Source organism: Mycobacterium sp. (assembly GCF_008709575.1).
Taxonomy (GTDB): Bacteria; Actinomycetota; Actinomycetes; order Mycobacteriales; family Mycobacteriaceae; genus Mycobacterium.
The window spans coordinates 1-830 of record NZ_VYIK01000247.1 but is presented as its reverse complement, the minus strand read 5'-3'; the positions used below and the strand labels follow the sequence as shown (position 1 = coordinate 830).

The following is an 830-nucleotide window of genomic DNA, read 5'->3' as shown; positions in this document are numbered from 1 at the left end:
GTATCGGGAAAGCCCCGGCAGGGCCGCTACCACTATGCGGTCAAGAATTCGTTCAGTTTCGGCGGCCACAACGTCGCGCTGGTTTTCGGCCGATACTAAGGAATCACCGGGTGCGCAGCACCGCGCCGATCGCCAGGCCGACCACGAGGAATGCACCCGCCTGGCGGGTGTGCACCCAGGCCAGCGCGGCGTACCACAGCGGCCACACCGGAAAGCCCTCCGGCGCCGCCTCGGGCCGCGGGCGCTGGAAATGCGGCCAGACCTTGGCCAGCCGGGGCAGGGCCGCGAGCACGAGCAGTGCCGGCCACGGCAGCGCCCCGGCCAGCACCGCCACGGCAACCAACAGGTAGAACCCGAGCATCATCGCCAGTGTCACGGCGCGGGCGAGGGCTTCGCCGAGGATCACCGGCAGTGTCCGGATGCCCAGCGCCTCGTCATAACTGATCTTGTCGATGTGTTTGCCCATCAACACCGTCGTGCAGGCCAGTCCGTAGGGCAACGACGCCAGCACCAGCGACCAGTCGACGGTACCGACCGCGGCGTAGTAGGTGCCGCACACCATCAGCGGACCCCAGACCACCAGCACATCGGGCTCGCCCAGGCCGCGCTTCTTCAAGCGCACCGGGGGTGCGGTGTAGGCGACACTCAACACGAAGCCGGACAACGCGAACGCCACCACCGGCCAGCCGCGCGCCCAGGTCAGCACGATCAGGATCGTCAGGTCGGCCAGATTCACCGCCGCGATCGCGATCAGCAGTGTGCGGCGGCTGACCAACCCGGAGAGCACCGGGTGCGGGGCATACAGAGCGCGCGGATAGTCCGCGGTGTCG

2 protein-coding genes are annotated in these 830 nt (G+C 68.6%); one reads left to right on the top strand and one right to left on the bottom strand.

Features of this window, described 5'->3' with window-relative positions; genetic code table 11:
• Window positions 1-99: hypothetical protein (locus tag F6Q13_RS18215; RefSeq protein ID WP_293059532.1), on the top strand; the 99-nt coding region annotated here is incomplete at its 5' end.
• 4 nt (window positions 100-103) lie between these two features.
• Here F6Q13_RS18215 and F6Q13_RS18210 read toward each other — a convergent pair.
• Window positions 104-830 (bottom strand): prenyltransferase (locus F6Q13_RS18210; protein WP_293059529.1); only part of this gene is annotated, 727 nt, incomplete at its 5' end.